The sequence below is a fragment of the Planctomycetaceae bacterium genome (assembly GCA_041398785.1).
Taxonomy (GTDB): domain Bacteria; phylum Planctomycetota; class Planctomycetia; order Planctomycetales; family Planctomycetaceae; genus JAWKUA01.
Genome location: JAWKUA010000003.1, coordinates 89,651 through 110,193, shown reverse-complemented (window position 1 = coordinate 110,193; position 20,543 = coordinate 89,651). Strand labels below are relative to the sequence as shown.

Annotated in this window: 17 protein-coding genes; 12 read left to right on the top strand and 5 right to left on the bottom strand. The window is 60.7% G+C overall.

The features are described 5' to 3' along the window. The first annotated feature begins 37 nt into the window (after positions 1-37). The 5 genes from R3C19_04455 to R3C19_04435 all read left to right on the top strand — a co-directional run bounded on the left by R3C19_04455 (position 38) and on the right by R3C19_04435 (position 5,292). Entirely contained in the window at positions 38-1,021 is a 984-nt protein-coding gene (locus R3C19_04455) for an HDOD domain-containing protein (GenBank protein ID MEZ6059593.1), read from the top strand. Between the two features lie 192 nt (positions 1,022-1,213). Beyond that, positions 1,214-1,963 (top strand): prolyl oligopeptidase family serine peptidase, encoded by a 750-nt coding sequence (locus R3C19_04450; protein MEZ6059592.1) that lies wholly within the window; start codon positions 1,214-1,216, stop codon positions 1,961-1,963. Positions 1,964-2,492: 529 nt separating this feature from the next. Next, a complete protein-coding gene (locus tag R3C19_04445; GenBank protein ID MEZ6059591.1) occupies positions 2,493-3,629 on the top strand; it encodes a glycosyltransferase family 4 protein in 1,137 nt (378 codons plus the stop codon). Beyond that, positions 3,626-4,852 (top strand): molybdopterin-binding protein, encoded by a 1,227-nt coding sequence (locus R3C19_04440; protein ID MEZ6059590.1) that lies wholly within the window; start codon positions 3,626-3,628, stop codon positions 4,850-4,852. Before R3C19_04445 ends, R3C19_04440 begins: the two co-directional genes overlap by 4 nt. Beyond that, positions 4,849-5,292 (top strand): GNAT family N-acetyltransferase, encoded by a 444-nt coding sequence (locus R3C19_04435; protein MEZ6059589.1) that lies wholly within the window; start codon positions 4,849-4,851, stop codon positions 5,290-5,292. Before R3C19_04440 ends, R3C19_04435 begins: the two co-directional genes overlap by 4 nt. Before the next feature lie 58 nt (positions 5,293-5,350). Here R3C19_04435 and R3C19_04430 read toward each other — a convergent pair whose 3' ends face one another. Further along, positions 5,351-5,758 (bottom strand): hypothetical protein, encoded by a 408-nt coding sequence (locus R3C19_04430; protein MEZ6059588.1) that lies wholly within the window; start codon positions 5,756-5,758, stop codon positions 5,351-5,353. A 556-nt stretch (positions 5,759-6,314) separates the two neighbouring features. Further along, positions 6,315-7,193, bottom strand: a complete 879-nt coding sequence (gene metF / locus R3C19_04425; GenBank protein ID MEZ6059587.1) for a methylenetetrahydrofolate reductase [NAD(P)H] — start codon at positions 7,191-7,193, stop codon at positions 6,315-6,317. A 358-nt stretch (positions 7,194-7,551) separates the two neighbouring features. On the opposite strand from metF, the gene R3C19_04420 reads away from it, so the two are divergent. The 6 genes from R3C19_04420 (at position 7,552) to R3C19_04395 (ending at position 14,544) form a co-directional block, all read left to right on the top strand. Further along, positions 7,552-8,562 carry a hypothetical protein gene (locus tag R3C19_04420; GenBank protein MEZ6059586.1) on the top strand — a complete coding sequence of 337 codons (1,011 nt, stop codon included), beginning with the start codon at positions 7,552-7,554 and terminating at the stop codon, positions 8,560-8,562. An 87-nt stretch (positions 8,563-8,649) separates the two neighbouring features. Next, positions 8,650-9,768: a hypothetical protein gene (locus R3C19_04415; protein ID MEZ6059585.1), complete on the top strand. Its 1,119-nt coding sequence runs from the start codon at positions 8,650-8,652 to the stop codon at positions 9,766-9,768. Positions 9,769-9,856: 88 nt separating this feature from the next. Next, positions 9,857-10,288 (top strand): biopolymer transporter ExbD, encoded by a 432-nt coding sequence (locus R3C19_04410; GenBank protein ID MEZ6059584.1) that lies wholly within the window; start codon positions 9,857-9,859, stop codon positions 10,286-10,288. 206 nt (positions 10,289-10,494) lie between these two features. Then, a complete protein-coding gene (locus tag R3C19_04405) occupies positions 10,495-12,666 on the top strand; it encodes a sodium-translocating pyrophosphatase (protein ID MEZ6059583.1) in 2,172 nt (723 codons plus the stop codon). Positions 12,667-12,773: 107 nt separating this feature from the next. Beyond that, positions 12,774-13,550 carry a hypothetical protein gene (locus tag R3C19_04400; protein ID MEZ6059582.1) on the top strand — a complete coding sequence of 259 codons (777 nt, stop codon included), beginning with the start codon at positions 12,774-12,776 and terminating at the stop codon, positions 13,548-13,550. Positions 13,551-13,713: 163 nt separating this feature from the next. Next, on the top strand, positions 13,714-14,544 hold the full coding sequence (locus R3C19_04395; GenBank protein MEZ6059581.1) for an SDR family NAD(P)-dependent oxidoreductase: 831 nt from the start codon (positions 13,714-13,716) through the stop codon (positions 14,542-14,544). Positions 14,545-14,668: 124 nt separating this feature from the next. On the opposite strand, the gene R3C19_04390 is transcribed toward R3C19_04395, so the two are convergent. From R3C19_04390 to R3C19_04380, 3 genes are all read right to left on the bottom strand, one after another. Continuing rightward, a complete protein-coding gene (locus R3C19_04390) occupies positions 14,669-16,606 on the bottom strand; it encodes a hypothetical protein (protein MEZ6059580.1) in 1,938 nt (645 codons plus the stop codon). A 168-nt stretch (positions 16,607-16,774) separates the two neighbouring features. Then, positions 16,775-17,611 carry a uroporphyrinogen-III synthase gene (locus R3C19_04385; GenBank protein ID MEZ6059579.1) on the bottom strand — a complete coding sequence of 279 codons (837 nt, stop codon included), beginning with the start codon at positions 17,609-17,611 and terminating at the stop codon, positions 16,775-16,777. Between the two features lie 14 nt (positions 17,612-17,625). After that, the gene (locus R3C19_04380) at positions 17,626-18,585 is read right to left on the bottom strand and encodes a nucleoside hydrolase (protein ID MEZ6059578.1); all 960 of its coding nucleotides are present in this window, start codon (positions 18,583-18,585) and stop codon (positions 17,626-17,628) included. A gap of 482 nt (positions 18,586-19,067) precedes the next feature. Between R3C19_04380 and R3C19_04375 the strand changes: the two genes are divergently transcribed. After that, complete coding sequence (locus R3C19_04375; protein MEZ6059577.1) at positions 19,068-20,489, top strand: circularly permuted type 2 ATP-grasp protein; 1,422 nt, start codon at positions 19,068-19,070, stop codon at positions 20,487-20,489. The last annotated feature ends 54 nt before the right edge of the window (positions 20,490-20,543 follow it).

The following is a 20,543-nucleotide window of genomic DNA, read 5'->3' as shown; positions in this document are numbered from 1 at the left end:
CCCGTGACTGCAGTCGCCCAGTCCGGCAGAGGTTCTCATGATGGCACCAAGCAATCCGCTGCCGCATTCACTTCCCCCGGACCCCGACGGCATCGATGCGCTGATCGCGAAGGCGGCCCGTCTGCATTCTCCTCCGGAAGTGGCGCAGTCGCTGCTGAATCTGACCCGCGACGAAGACTTTGATATTCGTGAAGTCGTTGACTGCATTCGTCGCGACCCCGCGATGTCGGCCAAACTGCTGCAGGTTGTGAATTCATCGCGGTACGGTCTACCCGCTTCGGTCGGCAATCTGCACCAGGCAGCGGCACTGCTCGGACAGCGAACGGTGCGTCTTCTGGCAATGACGTTCAGCATTGTCAACACGTTCGCGACCGGTGCCGCCAGATCACTCTACAACGATTATCTGCGCAGTGCGCTGACAACGGCCTGTGGCGCGTCGCGAGTCAATCGTCGGGCGACGGTGCTGGAACGAAAGGACGCCTACACGGCGGGGCTGCTTGCCGACGTCGGAATTCTGGTGATGGCTCAGGCGGACGGCGATTCCTACCTGTCGCTATATCGCGATCACAGGGGATCACTGCTTGTCGAAGCGGAACAGGCCAGATACGGGTTTGATCACGCGGCTGTCGCAGCCAGGCTGTTTCAAAAATGGCAGTTTCCAGGTGGAGTCCTGAGCGCGGTTCGCCGGCATCATGACGAGGCTGTGACGGAGCCGATTGAGACGGCGACCTATGGCGGCTCGCTGCTTGCCGAAGCGATCTGGCGCAAGGACGCCGTAGTCATGGACCGATGCCGCGGCTGGCTGGAAGCTCACTTCGGGATCGACATCGATCGTTTCCTGGACCTGGCGATTCAGTGCCGTGACGAGGTCGCGCTGGAGCTGGAAGTGTTCGGCGTCGACTGCGACCTGTCGATCGACTGTCGAACGCTGCTGGAACAGGCCCGGCAGCAGTTCATCACGACGTCCGATGACGCGTCTTCTTACGATGAGTGTCCTCAGTCAGCACTGACCGAAGTCTGACCGCGGCAGCAACTGTGGTGTAACTGCCAGGCAGGCGGATTCCCCGGTGCCGCGATGCAGAGTCTCGACGCTCGTCGACGGGCGATTAGCCGTCCGAGCGCGGCGGTCACTTGTTTCCGGGACAATCCTGATTTGTAATGTCGGACGTCGGTTCCAGCGCATTCAAATTCCTTTGCAGGTCATCGTCGCCCCATGAAACGCTCCATCGTCATTCTTGCCGCGTTGCTTTTCGTTTCTTCCACGAGTTTGGTATTTGGACAGGATGCGGATCCCGTGCCGGGCCGGCAGGTCGAAGCGTCATTGACAACCAGCGACCGCGCGCAGGTGGGATACCTGATTTCGTTTCCGGAAGACTATGAATCCGCGGAGGGCAAGCTTCCGCTGATGCTGTTTCTGCACGGCCGCGGCGAAAGTTACGGTTTGCTGCCGCTTGTCGCGAAATGGGGACCGCCGCTGATGGCGGAGCAGGGCGAAGAGTTTCCGTTCATCCTGGTGTCCCCGCAGTGTCCCGGCGACGATTCCTGGAGCCGGCCGACGCAGCAGGCTCGCCTGATCGAGCTGCTGGACCACATCGTGAAGACGTACAAGGTCGACGAAAGCCGCATCTATCTGACGGGGCTCAGCATGGGCGGTTACGGATCCTGGAGACTGGCTGCCGACCATCCCGAACGCTTTGCCGCGGTCGTGCCTGTGTGCGGAGGCGGAGATCCCGCCGACGCGGAAAAGCTGAAGGCGCTGCCGATCTGGGTGTTTCACGGCGACCAGGACAGAGCTGTGCCGTTTTCGAAGTCCGTAGAGATGGTGGACGCCATCAAGGCTGCCGGCGGCGAACGAATCCGGTTTACGACCATGGAACACATCGGTCACAACTGCTGGTCGGCGGCCTACGCGACTCCCGAGCTTTATCAATGGCTCGCTCAGCAGCAGCGCACCACCGAATGACCGCGGCCCTGTCGCTGGCTGACCTGAAGGAAATGCCGGTGCGCGACCGATGGCCGGGACGGCGAGGCTCCTGCCGAGCCGCGTGTGCCAGAGGGCGCCCGGTGTGGCAACGGCTCGGCAGGAGCCTCACCCTCCCGAACACAGCGCCCTTCCGATGGGCTCGCGCGTGCGATCAATCGGTACCCGGCTGGCCGAGAACCGACTCCTGACACAAACGATGCTTTGGAGTGCGATGATTCAGCCTCGCTTTGGATTTCGACGAAGTGGCGAATTCCGAACTCTGCTTCGAATCACCTGAATTCCCGACTGAACGAAATGGAAGCGGCGACAAGTTGCCGCACCAAAAAGTCGTGGCTGACTCGATGGAGTGCCACGTGCGGCTCGCCCAGGGAATTCGTCAACCCTGCCGATGCGCGCGACACGGAATTGTGCGACGGCGGAACGAACTCTCCGTCAGCGGATTTGGTATGCTGCGGCAAACCCGCGTCGGATGATCATTCCTCCACCGCACCAACGATTCTGTTGTTGAATGCCCGAACCTCTGCGTCGAGTCCTGTTGCTGACCAGCGAACTTTCCTTTCGAGGATCGTCGATCCTGACGCTGCGCCTTGCGCGCGAGATGGAGAATCGCGGCATCGAAACGGTCACGCTGTGCGCACGGCAGAGCCCCGTTGACCTCGATCTGACGGCGGGGTTGAAGATCTTTCCGATGCAGGGCTATGCGCTGCCGCTGTGGGGGCGTGTTGTCGGGCGCACCGTCCTGAGCCAACTGACACCGCAGCCTCCTGACGTGATTCACGTACAGAACGTCGAAATGCTGCCGCAGGGACTCTGGCTGGCAAACGCCCTCGATCGGCCGATTGCGCTAAGTCTGGTTGACCAGGTGGAAGCGACTCGCATTCCACTGGTGGCGCCGCTGGAAAAGGTCAGCGCCATCATCTGCGTCAGTGAGAGTGTTCGCAGCGCGATCCCCGCTCATCCGCGGCTGGAACGGATTGAAAAGCGAGTCATCCTGCCAGGCGTTCGGCTGCCTGATCTGCCGGAGCACAACCCGATTCTTCCCGGCAACCGTGCTCCGGTGATTGGCATGGCAGGGCCGCTGGAGATTCTGAAGGGCGGTTCGTTCTTTTTGAGGGCCTGTCACCGTGTGATCGAACAGGGTCACGACATTCGCATCGTGATTACCGGCTCCGGCCCTGAAGAACGCAATCTGCGCCGGCTGGCCACGTCGCTTGAACTGACGGATCAGGTGACATTCGTCGACGACGGCGCGGAGATGCGGGCCTACCTGTCTGCGATCGACATTTTCTGTCTGCCTTCTCTGCAGCAGGGTCTTGGCGTGATGATGCTGGAAGCAATGGCGCTGGGGCGGCCGGTGATTGCTTCGGGCGTCGGCGGAATCCTGAGCGTGATTTCCGACGACCTGACGGGTTTGATCGTGCCGCCGTCCGACAGCCGGGCGATCGCCGAACATATCCTGCAACTGCTGGCGAACCCGGACCGGGCACGCCAGCTCGGCGACGCCGGGCGCAGGCTTGTCGAGCGGCACTTCAGCATTGGCCGCGTCGTGGACGAACTCACCACCGTGTTCCAGGAAATCCGAAGTCGTGATGAGGCGGTTTCCACGTCGGTTCCCCTGTCCGGTCCTGTGAGTGCGCGGGAATGAACGTCGCCCGGACGAATGCGGAAGTGATTGCCATCGGCTCCGAACTGACCTGCGGCGCGAGGCTTGATACCAACAGCCAGTGGCTCAGTCGCGAACTGGAAGCTCTGGGCTGGACCGTGCAGCGCCACACCACGGTGGCCGACGATCATGAAGCCATGGTGCGGGTGTTTCAGGAAGCGGCTCAGCGTTCCAGGATCGTCATCATCACCGGAGGACTGGGGCCGACTCTGGATGACATCACCCGCGACACGCTGGCGGAGGCGTTCGGTCAGCCGCTGGTGGAAGATGCTTCCGCGCTGCGGCACATCGAAGAACTGTTCCGCAGCCGCGGACGAGACATGCCGGAACGAAACAAAGTCCAGGCACTCAGACCCGCGGGTGCCCAGACTCTTCATAACGCTCACGGGACCGCACCCGGCATTCTGTTGAAACTGACAGAACCGGAGTGTCTGATCGGTGTCCTTCCCGGAGTTCCGGCGGAAATGATGCGGATGTTTTTTGAGCAATTGGTGGATGTGCTGCCGGGAAGCCAGGTTTTCGTAAAGCGCTCCACAATTCGAACGTTCGGCTACGGCGAATCCGACGCGGAACGGCTGCTGGGTGATCTGACCGCTCGCGGACGCAATCCGGAAGTCGGAATCACGGCCAGCGGAGCGGTGATTTCACTTTCCGTTACTGCTCGCGCGGGAAGTGATGAAGAGTGCGACCTGCTTGCGGAGGCGGCTCGCGAACAGATCCGAAACAAACTCGGCACGGCGGTCTTTACGGAAAACGATGAAGAACTGGAAGACGTTGTGGCACGGCTGATCGCCAGCCGAAAGCTGAAGATTGGTCTGCTGGAAGGCACGACAACCGGCGGACTCATCGGGCAGTGGCTGACCGAAGAGGAACATTCCGCACATCTGGTTTCCTACAGCCGGCTGTTCCCGACGGCTGCGTCGATGAACGAGACCGATCCGGCAAACTGGCTGCGCGGAGTTCGCGAAATCGCCACCAGCCTTCTTGATCGTCGAACTGCCGACTACGTGCTGATTTCATCTCCGGCAACGCGAAGCGAAAGCGACGGAGGCGCTCGGATGAGGTGCGGAAGTGTGCGAGTTGTCGGGCAGGGCTTTGATCGCGAACTGGATGTCAGTATGACTGGCAATCTGGCTATATTCCGCGAGCGCGCCGCGCGTACGGCGCTGAATCTGCTGCGACTGCAACTGCTGAGAACACAATGAACGAAGCCAATTCGGAAGATGCTCCCGTCTACCTCGAAGTTCGGCCCGCGACGGTCGATGACCTGCCGGAACTGGAAGCACTGGTCGATCGATTCGTCAGGGCGAACCGGCTGTTGCCGCGCACTCCCGACGAACTGCAGGACCTGATTCCGTTCGGCTTTGTGGCCTGCGCGGACGAGCGGCTTGTCGGATTCGCCGCGCTGGAAATCTATTCGTCCAAGCTGGCCGAAATTCGCAGTCTGGCGATCACCGAAGAAATGCAGGGCCGCGGACTGGGGAAACGGCTGGTGGAAGCATGTGTTTCTCTGGCTCACAGCCGCAATGTGCTGGAGGTGATGGCCATTACGTCGGCGGAGGGATTCTTTCGATCCTGCGGTTTCGACTTCACGCTGCCGGGAGAAAAGAAGGCGCTGTTCATTCAGACCCGCGAACATCCATAGCGCTGTTTTTTCTCGTACCGCGCTGGCAGCAAGTTTTTCGCGACATGAGCGGGCTGCGTCAGAATGCGGACATGCGGCGGAAGATCGATTCCACTTCGGCCGACTGATCCGGTTGGCCGGTCGCGGCGTGTTCGGGCAGCGAGTACTGCACGCTGCTGGTGAATTCCGTGGCCAGGGCGGTGGGGACAAGTCGAACGGTTTGTCGTCCGCCGCTGGTCGCCAGGTAGATTGGTCCGCGCGAGGTGGCTTCGGGTGCCGCGGAATCCGCCAGCCGGATGCGATCACTGTCGCTGACGGTGTTTCTTCGCCGGTCGGACGCGTCGACACGCAACTGCCAACCCAGGAACGGCGAGCCGCTGTTGCTGTCCATCTGCATGAACGCCCGGTCGTACTCGCAGCCTGCGAACAAAGCGATGAACGAAATCGAAATTATTCTGGCCGCGGCGAACGCTGATGCTTTTCGCACTTCTTCATGACGCGAGCCAGAATTCCTCAATTTGCCCCGCTCGGGGTATAGAAATCGCATCTTGCTGGTCATCCTGACCGAATTTGCCGCAGGTAAGGTTGAGTCCTGCGATTGCGTCCGGGCGATCGATTCATTCGATGCCCGGCTGCTGCATTATACATCGTCACACGGCAGCGTGGCCCGTTGTTGATTCTTCAGTCGCGACGATTGGAATCACAGCACCGGGAATGGTTCGGAATGATCGGTACAAAGGGACACCTGTGCAGCCGTGCCACGCATTCCGCTTGCAGCCCGCGAAATCTACCAGCTCCAGCGGAAGCCTCCAAGACCGTCTCGGGCCCGCGCACCAGCATGTCTTCCGGCGAATTCTGCCGGGATTCGGCAGGATTTCGAAATTCCGAAGAATGTTGAGGAAATTCGATGTTCTGTCGGATTTCAGAGTTCGCGCTACGCCTTTTAATGGTCGCCGAAATTCCCGAGGGCGTCCGGCAACTGTGTGCCGTCTTGCCGTGAGGTTCCGCGTTAATCACTTGCGGTCGCCGTTAGGTGAAGACCATTAGGTGGCTGCCGTCTGGCACAGGGCGTCCAGGATGCGGCGGCAGGCGTCGGAGCGGTTGAGGGCGTAGAAATGGATGCCGGGGACTCCGGCTGCTCGCAGTTCTTCGCACTGGTTGATTGCGTGCTCAACGCCGATTTCAAACTGAGCTACCGCGTCATCCTGGACGGCTTCAAGTCGAGACGCCAGATCCTCCGGGAATACCGAGCCGCACATCGCTGTGATTCGTTTGATCCGCGCGAAATCGGTGATCGGCATGATTCCGGGAACAATGGGCAGCGAAATCCCCAGCTTGTCACAGCGGTCGCGGAAATTCAGGAAGCTGTCATTTACGAAAAACAGCTGCGTGAACACTGCGTCGGCGCCGGCGTCGACCTTGCGCTTCAGGTTGGTCAGGTCGGTGTCCATGTCGGGAGCTTCCAGATGCTTTTCCGGATATCCGGCGACTCCGATGCCGAATCTGGAATCATGGGCGCGGATCAGTTCGACCAGTTCGTTGGCGTGTTTCAGACCTCCTGCGACGGCGGTGAAGGTTTCCTGTCCCTGTGGTGCGTCGCCTCGCAGAGCCATGATGTTGCGGATCCCGGCGGCGGCTGCATTGGTCAGCCACTGATTGAGCTGATCGCGGGTAGAGCCGACGCAGGTGAAGTGTGCCACGGCGACGTTTTGCAGGTCATTCTGAATCTCGGTGCACCAGCCAAGCGTGCGATCCTGAGTCGACCCGCCGGCTCCGTAGGTGCATGACACGAATGCCGGCGAATACTCGATAAGCGTCTTCAGGTGCCCTCGCAGCGCTTCGTCGCCCGCCGGCGTCTTCGGGGGGAAGATTTCGATCGAGATTGCGAATTCATTTCCGGCAAAGATTTCTGGGATCAGCATTTCCGGCACGGCTCCAGCGGGACAGGGTTTTGGCCAGCAGATCGTACCGGGACACTGTCATCGTCTACCAGCCTTAAATCCCGTTCCTGCGGCATCGTTTGGAGGAGGCGAGCGGGGCGTCAGGAGATCCCGTCGTCCGGAATCGACTTGTTGAACTTTCGGATTCGTGCAGAATTCGTGTTCCGGGAGGCTGTCGAAGATGGCGATCGAGTTTCACTGTCCCTATTGCACCGCGACAATTCGTGTTTCGGATGGGCATTCCGGCAAACGGGGAACCTGTCCGAAGTGCGCGACAAAACTGATCGTCCCGGCCGTTGCGCGTCCCGGCATTGATTCCGCTGCGCCTCGGACCGCGGACGTGAAGCCGCCGGACACGACCGCGGTCGGCGGGCCGGTTGGCGACATGCCCGCGGTCGGCGTGTCCGGTGAAGCCGTGCCGCCGGCTTTTCTGCCGGCGGAAGCGACTCCGTCAATTGCCAGAACACTTAAGCGGCAGCGGCGGCGAAATCGTTCGCAGAAACTGTTTACCGTCGGCATCCCCGTGCTGTTTCTGCTGCTGTTCGTGGGCTCGCTGGCCGCCGTCATGATGACGATGAATAAGCCAAAGGTACTGGCAGGTACCTTGCCGGCCACCGGCAGGGGAGACGAAAAGCTTCCGCCCGCGCGGATTACTGCCAGCATTCTCGACCTGACACCCGACGAGGCGCAGTCGGTGCTCAGCGACTTTGAAGCGGACCCGGCCGCGTTTCTGAGCAGCCAGATGCAGTGCCGAATTACCCGAGATGGTGATTCGCTGTCGGTAACCGTCAGTCCAGGCAACGGATTTCAGTGGTTTGCCGTCGATCCGTCCGCCAACCGGGATCTGCTGGAATGGATTCGCGAGCACCGGGCGGCTTTGGAAAAGCACCGGGCTCAGGAACTGGAGGCCGCCGGAACGGCCTTGTGTCACGATCGACTGAAGCAGGCGTCCGGTGAACGCGTCGTACTGGACGCGGCTCGCTACCGCGATGAATTCGGCCTGAACGCTCACTGCGACGCCTTCGGGTACGCTATTGAAGCGTTCGCCGAAAACCGCGTGGCACGGTGTGCTCACGAAGATGAACAGGGCCGCCTGTATTTCGCGCTTCCGGAATCGACGGTCTCGTTCACTCTTGCGGGCCGCGCGTTGTCCGATGAATCGCTTCGGTTTCCGGGAACGTACACTGTCAACGTGACCGGTCACGTGCAGCCGGTCGACATGGAAGGCTCTGTCGACCCGTCAGCCGCCGGTTCCGGAGACACCACCAGCGGCGATGACGCGAAGCAAACCGGTTCCGGTGCGAACTCCGACGACATGACGAACCGGGATGGCACGATGAACCAGGAGTAGCGCAGGAGCTGCCGGCTCGCCGGAACTTTCGGCCCCGTACCTTCGGCCCTGTACTTTCGGCCCTGGCAAGGAAGGACCTGATTGCTGATGACCAATTCGGAACCCGTCGAAGAAAATCCCGGCAGCGGCTGTGTCGAGAACATCAACGTGGCGTTCTGGAATCTGCAGAACCTGTTTGACACGGAGATTTCACCGATCGCCGCTGACCTGGAATTCACTCCGGTCAACGGCTGGGACCGGCGCGCATTCGAAGCCAAAGTCTGCAACCTTGCGGAGATCATCCGGCTGATGTTCGACGGCCGCGGTCCGGACCTGCTGGGCATCTGTGAAATCGAAAACGCCCGCGTCGCTGGGGTTCTGATCGACGCCATCGGACGCGATGACTACGAGCTGGCTCACGTCGATCAGCCGGATATTCGCGGGATCGACACTTCGCTGATTTACTCCCGGCGAATCTTCCGCTGTGACCCGTCGCAAACGAAGGGTCACCTCGTGCATCTGCGGTATCCGACACGCGACATCTTTGAAGTGCATCTGAAGGTGCTGTCGAATGACGCCGATCTGGTGGTGCTTGTGAATCACTGGCCGTCCCGCAGCAGCGGGCGTCTGGAGACGGAATCATTTCGAATGACAGTGGCCGCTCACTGCGGACGCATCATCGACGACAACCTGAAGCTGTCCCGCAAAGAGTACCTGGAACTGTCGGACAGTGAGGCGTCACTGCACTTGCTGAACAAGGTCTGGGACCGCAATGTGCTGGTCATGGGAGACCTGAACGACGAGCCATGGGACCGCAGTGTGCTGGAAATGCTGGGTGCGGGTTTCAGCACCGATCACCTGGAGGAGTCGCTTCGGTTTTCCCGCGGCAACCTTCCGTCATATCGGGCCTATGCGGGCAAACCGGCATGGCTGTTCAATCCGATGTGGTCGTTGATGTCGGATCCTGATCAGGGGACTCACCACTACGCGGGCGGCACCCAGACGATGAACATTCTGGACCAGTTCATCGTCTCACGCGGCCTGTATTTCGGATTGCAGGGACTGCGGATGAAGCAGTCACGTCCCGGAGTTCCCGGCGTGGAAGTCTTCCGGCCTGACGTCATGACGACCCGGGGAAAGGGCCGTCCCCGTGAGTTTCGCCGAGACACGCGCACCGGCTACAGTGATCACTTCCCGATTCTGACGACGCTCGAAATCGGACCCTGATGCGTTCGAAGCTCCCCCGCCATCGAATGGCCCTTCGCCGTCCCACGTGCGGCGGCTGTCCATCCAACGTTCCCGCCAGCTTCTCTCCATGCGACTTCCCACACAAAACGTCCACCGGACGCCGCTGCGGTTCAACATCACGCCGCTGATCGACGTCGTGTTTCTGCTGATCATTTTCTTTCTGGTGGCGAGTCATTTTGTTCGCAGTGAGCAGGCGGCTGCGGTCAATCTGCCGGATGCATCGGCAGGCCAGGTGGATTCGGAGATGGCTCCGCATCGACTGACGGTCACGGTTCAGCCGGATGGTTCGTATTCCGTCGCGGGGGAGCCTGCCGACGAAGCAGCCGTTCTGTTGCGGATCGAGGAACTGGCACGGACCGCGGGAGCGGCCGGTGTCATTCCCGAAGTGCGAATTCGGGCAGACAAGGCAGCGCGGTACGGAGCGGTCAGGATTCTCGTCGAACACTGTGCGGCCCACGGTGTCCGCAGCATTCGGTTTGCAGTCGCCGTCAGCGAATAAAAAACCGGACAACCGGAACCGGCGGAATCCGCTGCCGACATCGCCGCGAAGTCCGGGTTCCCGCCGGTTGCAAAAGGTGATGCGACCCACAATGATTCGACCTCATTAGTCACTTGATGAATTCACACCCATGAGATCGATTCAAAGACAATAGTCGCCGGTTGCGTCGGCACTATACAGGGGCAGGAGCCCAACTGGAGAACTCAATGTTTGCTGTGGCGTTGTGCGTGCCGATTCTTGGAGCGGTTGGTCTGGCGTTCAGTGCGTATCGGTATTGGTGGGTTGTTCAGCAGGATGCCGGAACGCCCCACATGCGGGAAATTTCGGCTCACATTCGCCGCGGGGCGATGGCTTTTCTGAAGGCTGAGTACTCCGTGCTGCTCGGATTTCTGGTGCTGGTCGGAGCCCTGCTGTGGTTCACCGGTGACCGGGAGGGTTCTCATCCGCTGATTGCCGTGTCGTTCGCGGTTGGGGCGACGTTTTCCGGCCTGGCCGGATTCTTCGGCATGAGGATCGCCACTCTGGCAAACGTCCGCACGGCACAGGCGGCACGCACCGGCCTGGGCACGGCACTCAGTCTTGCGTTCAGCGGCGGTTCTGTGATGGGGCTGACAGTCGTGGGTCTGGGAGTCGTGGGACTGGGCACTCTGTTTCTTTGCTACTCTCAAAAATTCGGCGTCACGCCGGAAGGTCTCCAGCAGTCGCTGAACGTGATTACCGGGTTTTCGTTCGGTGCCTCGTCGGTGGCACTGTTTGCCCGGCTGGGCGGCGGGATCTATACGAAGGCCGCTGACGTCGGAGCGGACCTGGTCGGGAAGGTGGAAGCCGGAATCCCGGAAGACCACCCGCTGAATCCGGCAACGATCGCGGACAACGTCGGCGATAACGTCGGCGACGTTGCCGGGATGGGAGCGGACCTGTTCGAAAGCTATGTCGGTTCCATTGTCGGCGCGATGGTGCTGGGAGCCACGCTGGCCAGCCTGCCCGAGTTCTCCGGAACGCTGAACGGGCTGGGCGGCGTCATTCTGCCACTGCTGCTGGCGGCTGTGGGAGTCATCGCATCCGTCGTCGGCACGTTTTTTGTGAAGGCCGACGAAACCACCGATCCGCACAAGGCACTGAATCGCGGTGAAATGGTGGCAGCCGGAGTCATGCTGGTCGGCGGGTTGATCACGATTTTCAGCATCCTGCCGGCGTCGTGGAAACTGGACGATGTCGAATACGGACGCATGGGAGTCTTTGTTGCGACGCTGGTCGGCCTGGGCTGCGGATTGCTGATCGGGATGGTGACCGAATACTACACCGGTTCCGGACGGAAGCCCGTTCGCGAAATTGCCGAACAATCCGTCACCGGAGCCGCGACCAACATTATCGCCGGGCTTGGTGTGGGGATGCTGTCGACCACAATCCCGTTGTGTCTGATCGCGACGTCTATTATTGCCGCGCATCATTTCGCCGGACTTTATGGAATCGCCATCGCGGCCGTCGGGATGCTGTCCAACACGGGCATCCAGTTGGCGGTTGACGCCTACGGGCCCGTTGCCGACAACGCGGGCGGGATTGCCGAGATGTCGTCACTGCCGAAGGCCGTTCGAGCCCGCACCGACCAGTTGGATGCCGTGGGAAATACGACGGCCGCAATCGGGAAGGGGTTTGCGATTGGTTCCGCCGCGCTGACCGCGTTGGCGCTGTTTGCCGCGTACATGGCCACGGCAGGAATCTCGGGAATTGACATTGCCCAGCCGAAGGTGATGGCCGGCCTGTTTCTGGGAGCCATGCTGCCCTATTTGTTTTCCGCACTGGCGATGCAGGCCGTGGGACGAGCGGCTCGCAGCATGATCGAAGAAGTCCGCCGGCAGTTCCGCGAAATTCCCGAACTGAAACACGCTTTGGAAGTCTGCAACCGCAATGAGGGCGTGGCGCAGGAAGAGTGGAGCGAATCCGACCAGTCGGACATGAAGAAAGCCATGCAGAAGGTCGAATGTGACCGCTGCATCGCAATCTCCACCCGAGCGTCGCTGAAGGAGATGATTCTTCCGGGATTGCTGGCGATCGCCGCGCCGATTCTGACCGGACTCTTCGGCGGGCCGCACATGCTCGGCGGACTGCTGGCCGGAGTCACCGTCAGCGGGGTACTGCTGGCCATCTTTCAGTCGAATGCCGGCGGCGCGTGGGACAACGCCAAGAAAATGATTGAAGGCGGAATCACCGTCGGCGCCGAAACGTATGGCAAGGGATCCGAACCTCACGCCGCTTCCGTTGTTGGAGACACGGTGGGTGACCCGTTCAAGGATACTTCCGGCCCGGCTTTGAATATTCTGCTGAAGCTGGTTTCGGTCACGGCACTGGTGATCGCTCCGTGGATCGCTGTGGGATAGAACATTGCTGACCCGCGCGGCCGGGGACGTTGCACCGCCGCGTCGGCAGGGACTGCCTGTCCGGTCGGGGAATCCTGACAGGCATCATTCGTCGCAGGAGGCATGGAATGTCGGAGCACCGAAATGGACGTCGATTCGCAGTTCCCGCATGTCGGCGGCTGACCTGGGATCTGCTGCACTTCAACCGTCTCGTCCCGCAGTGCGGACACGATCGGATGTGTGACCTGTCGTCCGTTGCGGCCGCTCGCGCATCCTGTGCCACACGGATTTCCTGGCCGGCTGTGTTCCTGAAGGCATTCGCCGTTGTCGCGCAGCGCGTTCCCGAACTGCGGCAGACGTGGTATCGCTGGCCGTGGGCGCACTTATTCCAGCATTCGCGCAGCGTGGGACTTGTCACTGTGCAGCGGCAGTTCCGTGATGAGCCGTGGCTGTTCTGGGGAAGAATTGCCGCTCCGGAAACTTTGCCGCTGTCCGAAATCCAGCAGCGCATCGATTCGTTCCGCAGCGACGATCCGGAAGCCGTTTTTCAAAGGCAACTGCAACTGGCAGCGCTGCCGACCTGGCTTCGCCGAATGGTGTGGTGGTGGAACCTGAATGTCGCTACGGACAGACGAGCCAAACGTCTGGGAACCTTCTTTCTGTCGACTCTGGCCAGCCGGGGCGCTGAGATCCAGGTGCCGCCTTCCATTCACACGGCGTGTCTGACGTACGGACCGCTGGATTCGGATGGCCGTTGCCGCGTGACTCTGGCGTACGACCACCGGGTCATGGACGGAGCACTGATCGCCGATTGCCTGAGACAGGTTGAAGTGACGCTTTCCACAGTGATCCGCGAGGAACTGTCCGCAATGTCGTCCGGCAATGCCGCGGATGCCGCAGCGTGAAGGAACTGCAGTTTTTGGCCGACGGAACCGCCCGGCGCCGTCGATCTCCGTTACACGCGTTACCGCCTGGGGCAGCGCCGGGATGTCGGCGACGTTCGGCCTTCCTGTGGTACTGTCCAAACTTCGGTTCGTTGTTATCAGCTCCGCTGTTTGAGGATTCCCGATGAAAGACCAGGTTGCTCTGATAACCGGCGCTTCTGCCGGAATCGGGCTGGCAGTATCCCGGGCTTTGGCAGCACAGGGATGCCGGCTTGTGCTGGCCGCCCGGTCGCCGGAACGACTGCTGGCCGCTCAGCAGCAGATCGATCCCAGCGGAGAAGGGTCCCTGGTGTTTCCTGCGGATGTATCCGATCCCAACGATCTTTCGCGCCTCGTCGACGCGGCGATCGAACGTTTTGGTGCGATCGACATTCTGATCAACAATGCCGGCGTCGACTGTTTTTGTCACTTCGAGTCGGTGCCGATCGACCAGATTCTGCAGACGATCGAAATCAATCTGACGGGTACGATACTGCTGACGCGGCTGGTGATTCCGCACATGCTGAGTCAGGGGCGCGGCACGATCATCAACATGGCCTCGACAGCCGGCAAGCACTGTCCGCCATACGGTGCCGTGTACGGCGCGACCAAAGCCGGCTTGATCGCGTTCACGCAGGGACTTCGCGGCGAGTTTCTGGACCGCGGCATTTCATCGACGGCCATCTGTCCCGGCTTCACGGCGTCGGGAGGCATCTATGACCGGATTGTGGCGGCAACCGGACGTCGAACCTCGACGGTGCTGGGAGGAACAACTGCCGAGAAGGTGGCAGACGGTGTTGTGAAGGCCGTCCGGTCCGGCGCTCCGGAAATCATCATCAACTATCCGCCCATTCGGCCGGCTTCGGTCTTTCGGGAGATCTTCCCGCGTCTCGGCGAGCGGCTGGCGAACCGGGTCTCACGAAAATTCACCAGACGTGCCGCCGATGCGGACAGTGAGCAGGCGACTGGCCGGTGATCCCCGGTAACGGCGCGAACATTGTCGGCGGGATCGGTGACGGCGCGATCAGATGGATAGGACGAAGCCCGTCGTGTGGCAGGCAGCCGCACGGTAAGCCGCGGGCTGGTCTCGGCCTGAACTCCTATTCTGCGGAGTCGCCGGCTTCTTCGGTTTCCCCTGATTCTTCTTCCTTCATGCGTTTGCGGATCACTTCGGAGCATTCGGCGGCGATCGCCTTCATGCGTGCGTTCGTTTCCTGCCGCAGATTTTTGTTGACGGCGGAAAGACTGCGTCGTCCGCCGATGACTGCCAGCACGTTGTAGACGCGTTCCCGAGTTCGTTCATCGCGGTGTTCGATGTAGTCCAGCACCGCATCTTCGGCGAACGGTCCCATCTCGTTCAGATATTGCACCGACTTGTCACCGTTGTGGAAGTCGGCCACGGCGCTGGCCAGCATCTTCGCACTCTGTTCGGTCTTCAGATCTGCCAGAGCCTTCATCAAAGCTTCGGCTTCTCTGTGGAAGTGACGGTCGTTGCTGATGCTGAGAATGACCTTTTCGGTCTCGTCAGTTTTCCACACGACCATTGCCGGTATGTAGTGTTCCAGTCCGCGGGCACCGGTTCGAGCAGCGCTAAGCAGCAGTTCAGAAATCTCCTCCCGCCGCGATTCATCGACTTCCATGATCGCCAGGGCCTTGTACGCTTTTTCCGCTGCAAAGCTGTCATTGTTGGTGATGACACGAACCGCCCAATCCAGCTCGCTTTCGTTCGGCCGCGGCCGATGTTCCCAGTCCGCCTTGCGAATGGCGTCATCCAGTTCCTTCTGCTTCTTCTTGACAGCATCGAGTTCCTCCTTGCTGGGAAGATTCTCCGGCAGACTCGCCTGAACGCTGATGATTCGGTCCCCGGCGCTGATCGACTGCACGCTGCCCCAGGTAATCCTTTCGCCGAACACCTGCGGGTCAGGAATCGGCCCGGCGCTGAATTCGTAAGCCCCGCTGCCAAGTGCCTTCATGCCCGCGATCGAAAGCCGTTTTCCGTCCAGTCCCAGTGGTGTCGTTTCATTTTCCAGGTAAAGCTGCACGCGATCCGGTTCCCCGCTGGCTGCCTGGACGCTGATTTTGTAGACGTTGCTGAGTCCGTATTCGAGAGCCAGTTCTTCGACATCCGGGTCCGGGATGGGCGTTGGCAGCAAAGCCTGAATCCTGACTTCGCGGCCCTGAACATTCGACACGTTGCCGACTCCCAGCCGCTCCGCGAATTCCCGCGGGTTGAGCGCAGGGGCGGCGTGGAACGTGTAAGTGTTGCCGACACGTCCCACGGTCACGATGCTGGGGTAGGGGACGTCGGAACGCACTCGCTGATAGCGGTAGGTGACCAACGTCGGCCCGAATCCTCCCCAGTTCTGCTGATGCTGAGCCAGCGCCTGCTGTTCGGCGGCTTTCTTATTTTGTTCGGTCTGTTGATCGGCCCGTTCCTGTCCGGCCTGATAATCCTTGTACGCCGCTCGAAAGACCTTGCGGTTCAGATATTTGTTGGCGGCCAGTGAGTCCCCCACAACATCGGTGAACACGACCGTGACGACTTTGTCCTCGCCGTATTGGCGAGCCAGGCTTTCGCGTTCGACTTTGCTGTTGGCCAGCCGCTGCCTTGCCAGGTTTTCCTGGTACAGCGCTTCGCGTTCCGCCTTTTCTTTGTCGGTCAGATCGGCGGGAGTGATTGTGTTGGCATCGCTCGAGCCCGCGTCGCCAGCAGGGTTTGCGGCCACGCTGTTCGAAGTGTCGGCGTCGTTGAACAGCGTGACAGCCATCATCGCCAGTCCGCCGCCTCCGACCAGAATGCCAGCGGCCACGGCGGCGATGATGATCGGTGTCCTGGAGGAAGTTGATCTTGTGCGTGTCCGCGATCCGCTGCCCATCGCCGGCGGCAGCGCTCGAGTCGTCGACGGCTGGCGACTGCGTTTTTTTCCGGGAACATCAATCGTTCCTCCGCAGGCTTTGCACGGCAAACGGCTGCCGGCACGTTCGTCCCCGAAGCGATATTGTTTCCCGCAGTCGTAGCATTCCGCGACGATCGGCATGTCGTTAGCCCCTTTGAAAACTCCACTACTGTGCCGACTATTTCGACGTTACAGGATCGTAGATTCAACACAAAACGAGGTCAAATTTCCGCCGATTCCGCCGACTCGCGCCCTTGGTTCGATCATTCGGTCGACCGCTGTCGGCTGACCGCCCGGGCGTCCGCGGCGCTATGGGGAATCTCCATCACAACGATCACGAAACGCCAGCAGCGCGGCTCGAACCAGCACTCCCATCTTCGGCGGCATGGCTTCCAGATGGACGGGCAGGCCGGCGTCACGGATCGCGTCTGAACACGTCGGACCGATCGAAGCGGTCAGTATCGCGGAGGCACGTTCGCGGAATTGTCCGGACAATGACAATCGGTCGGCGACCTGCAACACGTGTCGTACCTGCTGAGCACTCGTGAACAGCAGTACGTCGACATCGCCGGCGGCCACGGACCGAATTGCCCGTTTCAGCGGCTCTGTGTTGTCCGGCAGAGCCCAGCGATAGACGGGAATCGGGACGACGGACGCCCCGCGTTCTTCCAGCGCGGCGTACAGCTCGGGATTCGGCTGGCCGTATTCCTGAACACCCACGGTCGTACCGCGCAGAGTGATACCTTCAATGCTGATCGCCTCAAGCAGATCATCCGACGTATTGGGCGCGGCGGCCCGGACGGCTGGCTTCAGGCCGAGTCGCTGCAGCACGGCGTCCGGTTTCGGGCCGCGAGTCAGCAGGGGCAGGCGGCTCATCGCCTGAAGCAACTGGTCCTGGACGTTTTGGGACTCCGCAAGCTGCAGCATGGCTTCGATGCCGACTCCTGTCAGCAGGATCAGGAAGTCGAGTTCACCGGACAGCAGTCGGTTCAGGGCCGCGACGCCTTCGGGGTTGTCATCGATCGGCAGTTCCTTCATCGACGGAGCTACCATCGGTTGACCACCGAACCGCCGGATCATGTCGCCCATGACATCAGCACGGCGGCTTTCGAAGCTGCAGACGACAGGGACACCTTGTTGAGTCATCTGCGTGCCAGGTTCTATCCGGTGACTCGCCGGATGCTGCGGGAGAAGTAGTCGATGATTCCGGGAGCATCGACGGACGTGACCACGTCGACGTTGGTTTGCGTCAGGGCCACGCGTCGGCGGTCAAAGACGGTCATGCCGCGCGTCAATTCGCCGGACGTCTCCACGTCGACAAGAGCTGCTTCCGCGGTGAATCGTTCGGCTTTGGCAGCCACCGCCAGAGCGGCCACGCTGTTCAGCGGAATCCCCTCCAGTCCCATATGCTGGTGATGAGATCGCACGGAAAACTGCAGCATCGAAGCGACGGCAGTCCCGGACGCCGTTCCGTTGATAAATTCCGTCAGCAACTCGACGTCTTCAAACGTCAATACCGGCGGTGAGCGGATATCGAGCGGCACCAGCATTCGGTGCAGAGGCAGGCGAAATACGCTGCGGGCGGCTTCCGGGTCGGCCCAGATATTGAATTCCGCTGCTGCGGTGACGTCACCGCCGAACGTCACGCAGCCGCCCATCGCGACAACTCCCGCTAACAGTTCCGGAAGCTGCGGCTCCAGATCGTAGGCCATCAGCAGGTTGTTCAAAGGCCCGAGCGTCAGGATTTTCACCTCGCGGGGGTACTCGCGAACGATGTCTACGATGACCTTGGCCGACTCGCGACGGTTGTGCAGATCAGGCACCTGAAACTCCAGATCGCCGAGTCCCAGAGCACCGTTGACGGCGTGTTGATTGGCCACTCCACTGCCGGAATCGGCTCCAAACGCCACCTTGATGTCGGACTGCCCCACGCGAGGATGCCGCACGGGATCAACGAGTTCAACGAGGTACTGCAGGTTGCGAGTCGCCTGGATGCCCGAAACACTTCCCGCCGTTGCCGTTACCGCCAGCAGATCGACCGACGGGTCCGCCATGGCAACCAGTACCGCCAGCGCATCGACGATTCCCGGATCCGCATCAATGATGAGCTTTTGAGCCAACGCTGAACCTCTTTGCTGCCTGTCTCGAACGCGTGCGTGGCGGAACCCCGAAATGTCTCACGGATCTGCCTGCCACCATCACTGGACACTGTAGGAAATTCCTGCGAGACCGTGAAGGACGCTGCGAACCGTTGCGTGGTGGAGGATCGATGTCAGGCGACGTTTGGCGTGTTCGACCCGGCAGAACGCATCCCACCGGCTTCGCGCGTTTGATGGCCGGGGAACTGTTGACGTCAGTTAACGGAACCATCGTTTCCACGTGGCGCGCGGCAGCCTCAGAATGCGAGCTTGTTCGTATCGTCGTGCAACTCGTGGCTGTTCAGCCAGTTTGGTTTTGGATAAATTCGTCGCGCGGAATCGTTGGCACGCCTGTTGCGTCATTCGCCCCGGATCGATGTTTTTCCAGGATCGCTGCCCATCAAACAGGCGGCTCTGGTGTTGAATTGCGCACGTGGCGGGTCAGGAGCCGAAAGGAAACTCAGGTGCCGGAATCCGGTTTGTGCTTCGATGAACTCCTGGCTGATGACGGATCGCCGCGGCACGCCGCGTTGTCTCAATGTCTGAAGGAACTGTCGCTGGATGTGCTGGTCAACCGGCAGCGGCATGCCGACGAGGAGTTGTTGGAAAAAGGCGTGACGTTTGCCGTCTACGGCCACGACGAGGGTACGGAAAAAATCTGGCCGTTCGACATCGTCCCGCGGGCGATCGCGTGGGCGGAATGGCAGACCGTGGAGGCCGGTCTGCAGCAGCGGATCCGGGCACTGAATCTGTTCCTGAACGACATTTACGGCAACGCCGAGATCTTGAAGGACGGTGTTGTTCCGGAAAGCCTGATCTTTTCGGCGAAGACGTATCGGCCCGAATGTCACGGACTGTCGCCCCGCTGCGGCGTCTGGACTCACGTCACGGGCACCGATCTGATTCGGCACTCCGACGGCCGGATGTACGTTCTCGAAGACAACCTTCGCTGCCCGTCCGGTGTGTCTTATGTGCTGGAAAACCGGGAGTTAATGAAACGGGTCCTGCCGGAGGTCTTCTACGGTTCCGCGATTGCTCCGATCGACGACTACCCGGAACGCCTGCTGCAGACGCTGCTGGAAACCGCGCCGCCTGTGGATTCGCCCGTGGCGGTCGTGCTGACTCCGGGAGTTTACAATTCCGCCTATTTCGAGCATTCGTTTCTGGCTCAGCAGATGGGCGTCGAACTGGTGACCGGCTCGGATCTCTTCGTCGACGTGAACACCGTCTACATGAAGACGACTCGCGGTCCGAAGCGCGTTGACGTGATCTACCGTCGGCTGGATGACGACTTTCTGGATCCGGAATGCTTTCGAAGGGACTCCATGCTGGGAGTGCCCGGTCTGATGCGAGCCTGTCGGGCCGGCAGGGTGACTCTGGCGAATGCGCCCGGCACCGGGATCGCCGACGACAAGGCCGTATACGCCTACGTGCCGCAGATCATCAAATACTATCTCAACGAAGAGATCATTCTGCCGAACGTGCCGACCTGGCTGTGTTCCGACCCCGAACAGCGGGCCTACGTTCTGGACCACCTTGACGAACTTGTCGTTAAGCCGACGAACGAGTCCGGTGGTTACGGCATCCTGATGGGACCACAGGCATCGGCCGAAGAACGGCAGAAGTGTGCGGAGCAGATCGAAGCGGACGCTCGCAACTTTATCGCACAGCCAATGCTGCAGTTGTCGACCGTGCCGACCGTCATCGGCGGAAAGCTGTCTCCGCGGCGGGTCGATTTGCGGCCGTTTATTCTTTACGGCGAAGATGTCTTTGTCCTGCCGGGCGGACTGACTCGTGTGGCGCTGAAGGAAGGATCGATGATCGTGAATTCATCGCAGGGAGGCGGCAGCAAGGATACGTGGATTCTGTACGACAATGCCGGCTGACGCTCGCGCCGGGCATCGGGGCAGCGCCATCCGAATCCCGAACTATTCGGCGAC

What these genes read in the sequence shown, in the direction of transcription:
- R3C19_04385 (MEZ6059579.1), bottom strand. Translation starts at nt 17,611, where the DNA reads ATGACTCAACAAGGTGTCCCTGTCGTCTGCAGCTTCGAAAGCCGCCGT.
- R3C19_04450 (MEZ6059592.1), top strand. Translation starts at nt 1,214, where the DNA reads ATGAAACGCTCCATCGTCATTCTTGCCGCGTTGCTTTTCGTTTCTTCC.
- R3C19_04445 (MEZ6059591.1), top strand. Translation starts at nt 2,493, where the DNA reads ATGCCCGAACCTCTGCGTCGAGTCCTGTTGCTGACCAGCGAACTTTCC.
- metF (MEZ6059587.1), bottom strand. Translation starts at nt 7,193, where the DNA reads ATGCTGATCCCAGAAATCTTTGCCGGAAATGAATTCGCAATCTCGATC.
- R3C19_04395 (MEZ6059581.1), top strand. Translation starts at nt 13,714, where the DNA reads ATGAAAGACCAGGTTGCTCTGATAACCGGCGCTTCTGCCGGAATCGGG.
- R3C19_04415 (MEZ6059585.1), top strand. Translation starts at nt 8,650, where the DNA reads ATGACCAATTCGGAACCCGTCGAAGAAAATCCCGGCAGCGGCTGTGTC.
- R3C19_04390 (MEZ6059580.1), bottom strand. Translation starts at nt 16,606, where the DNA reads ATGCCGATCGTCGCGGAATGCTACGACTGCGGGAAACAATATCGCTTC.
- R3C19_04400 (MEZ6059582.1), top strand. Translation starts at nt 12,774, where the DNA reads ATGTCGGAGCACCGAAATGGACGTCGATTCGCAGTTCCCGCATGTCGG.
- R3C19_04440 (MEZ6059590.1), top strand. Translation starts at nt 3,626, where the DNA reads ATGAACGTCGCCCGGACGAATGCGGAAGTGATTGCCATCGGCTCCGAA.
- R3C19_04455 (MEZ6059593.1), top strand. Translation starts at nt 38, where the DNA reads ATGATGGCACCAAGCAATCCGCTGCCGCATTCACTTCCCCCGGACCCC.
- R3C19_04405 (MEZ6059583.1), top strand. Translation starts at nt 10,495, where the DNA reads ATGTTTGCTGTGGCGTTGTGCGTGCCGATTCTTGGAGCGGTTGGTCTG.
- R3C19_04435 (MEZ6059589.1), top strand. Translation starts at nt 4,849, where the DNA reads ATGAACGAAGCCAATTCGGAAGATGCTCCCGTCTACCTCGAAGTTCGG.
- R3C19_04410 (MEZ6059584.1), top strand. Translation starts at nt 9,857, where the DNA reads ATGCGACTTCCCACACAAAACGTCCACCGGACGCCGCTGCGGTTCAAC.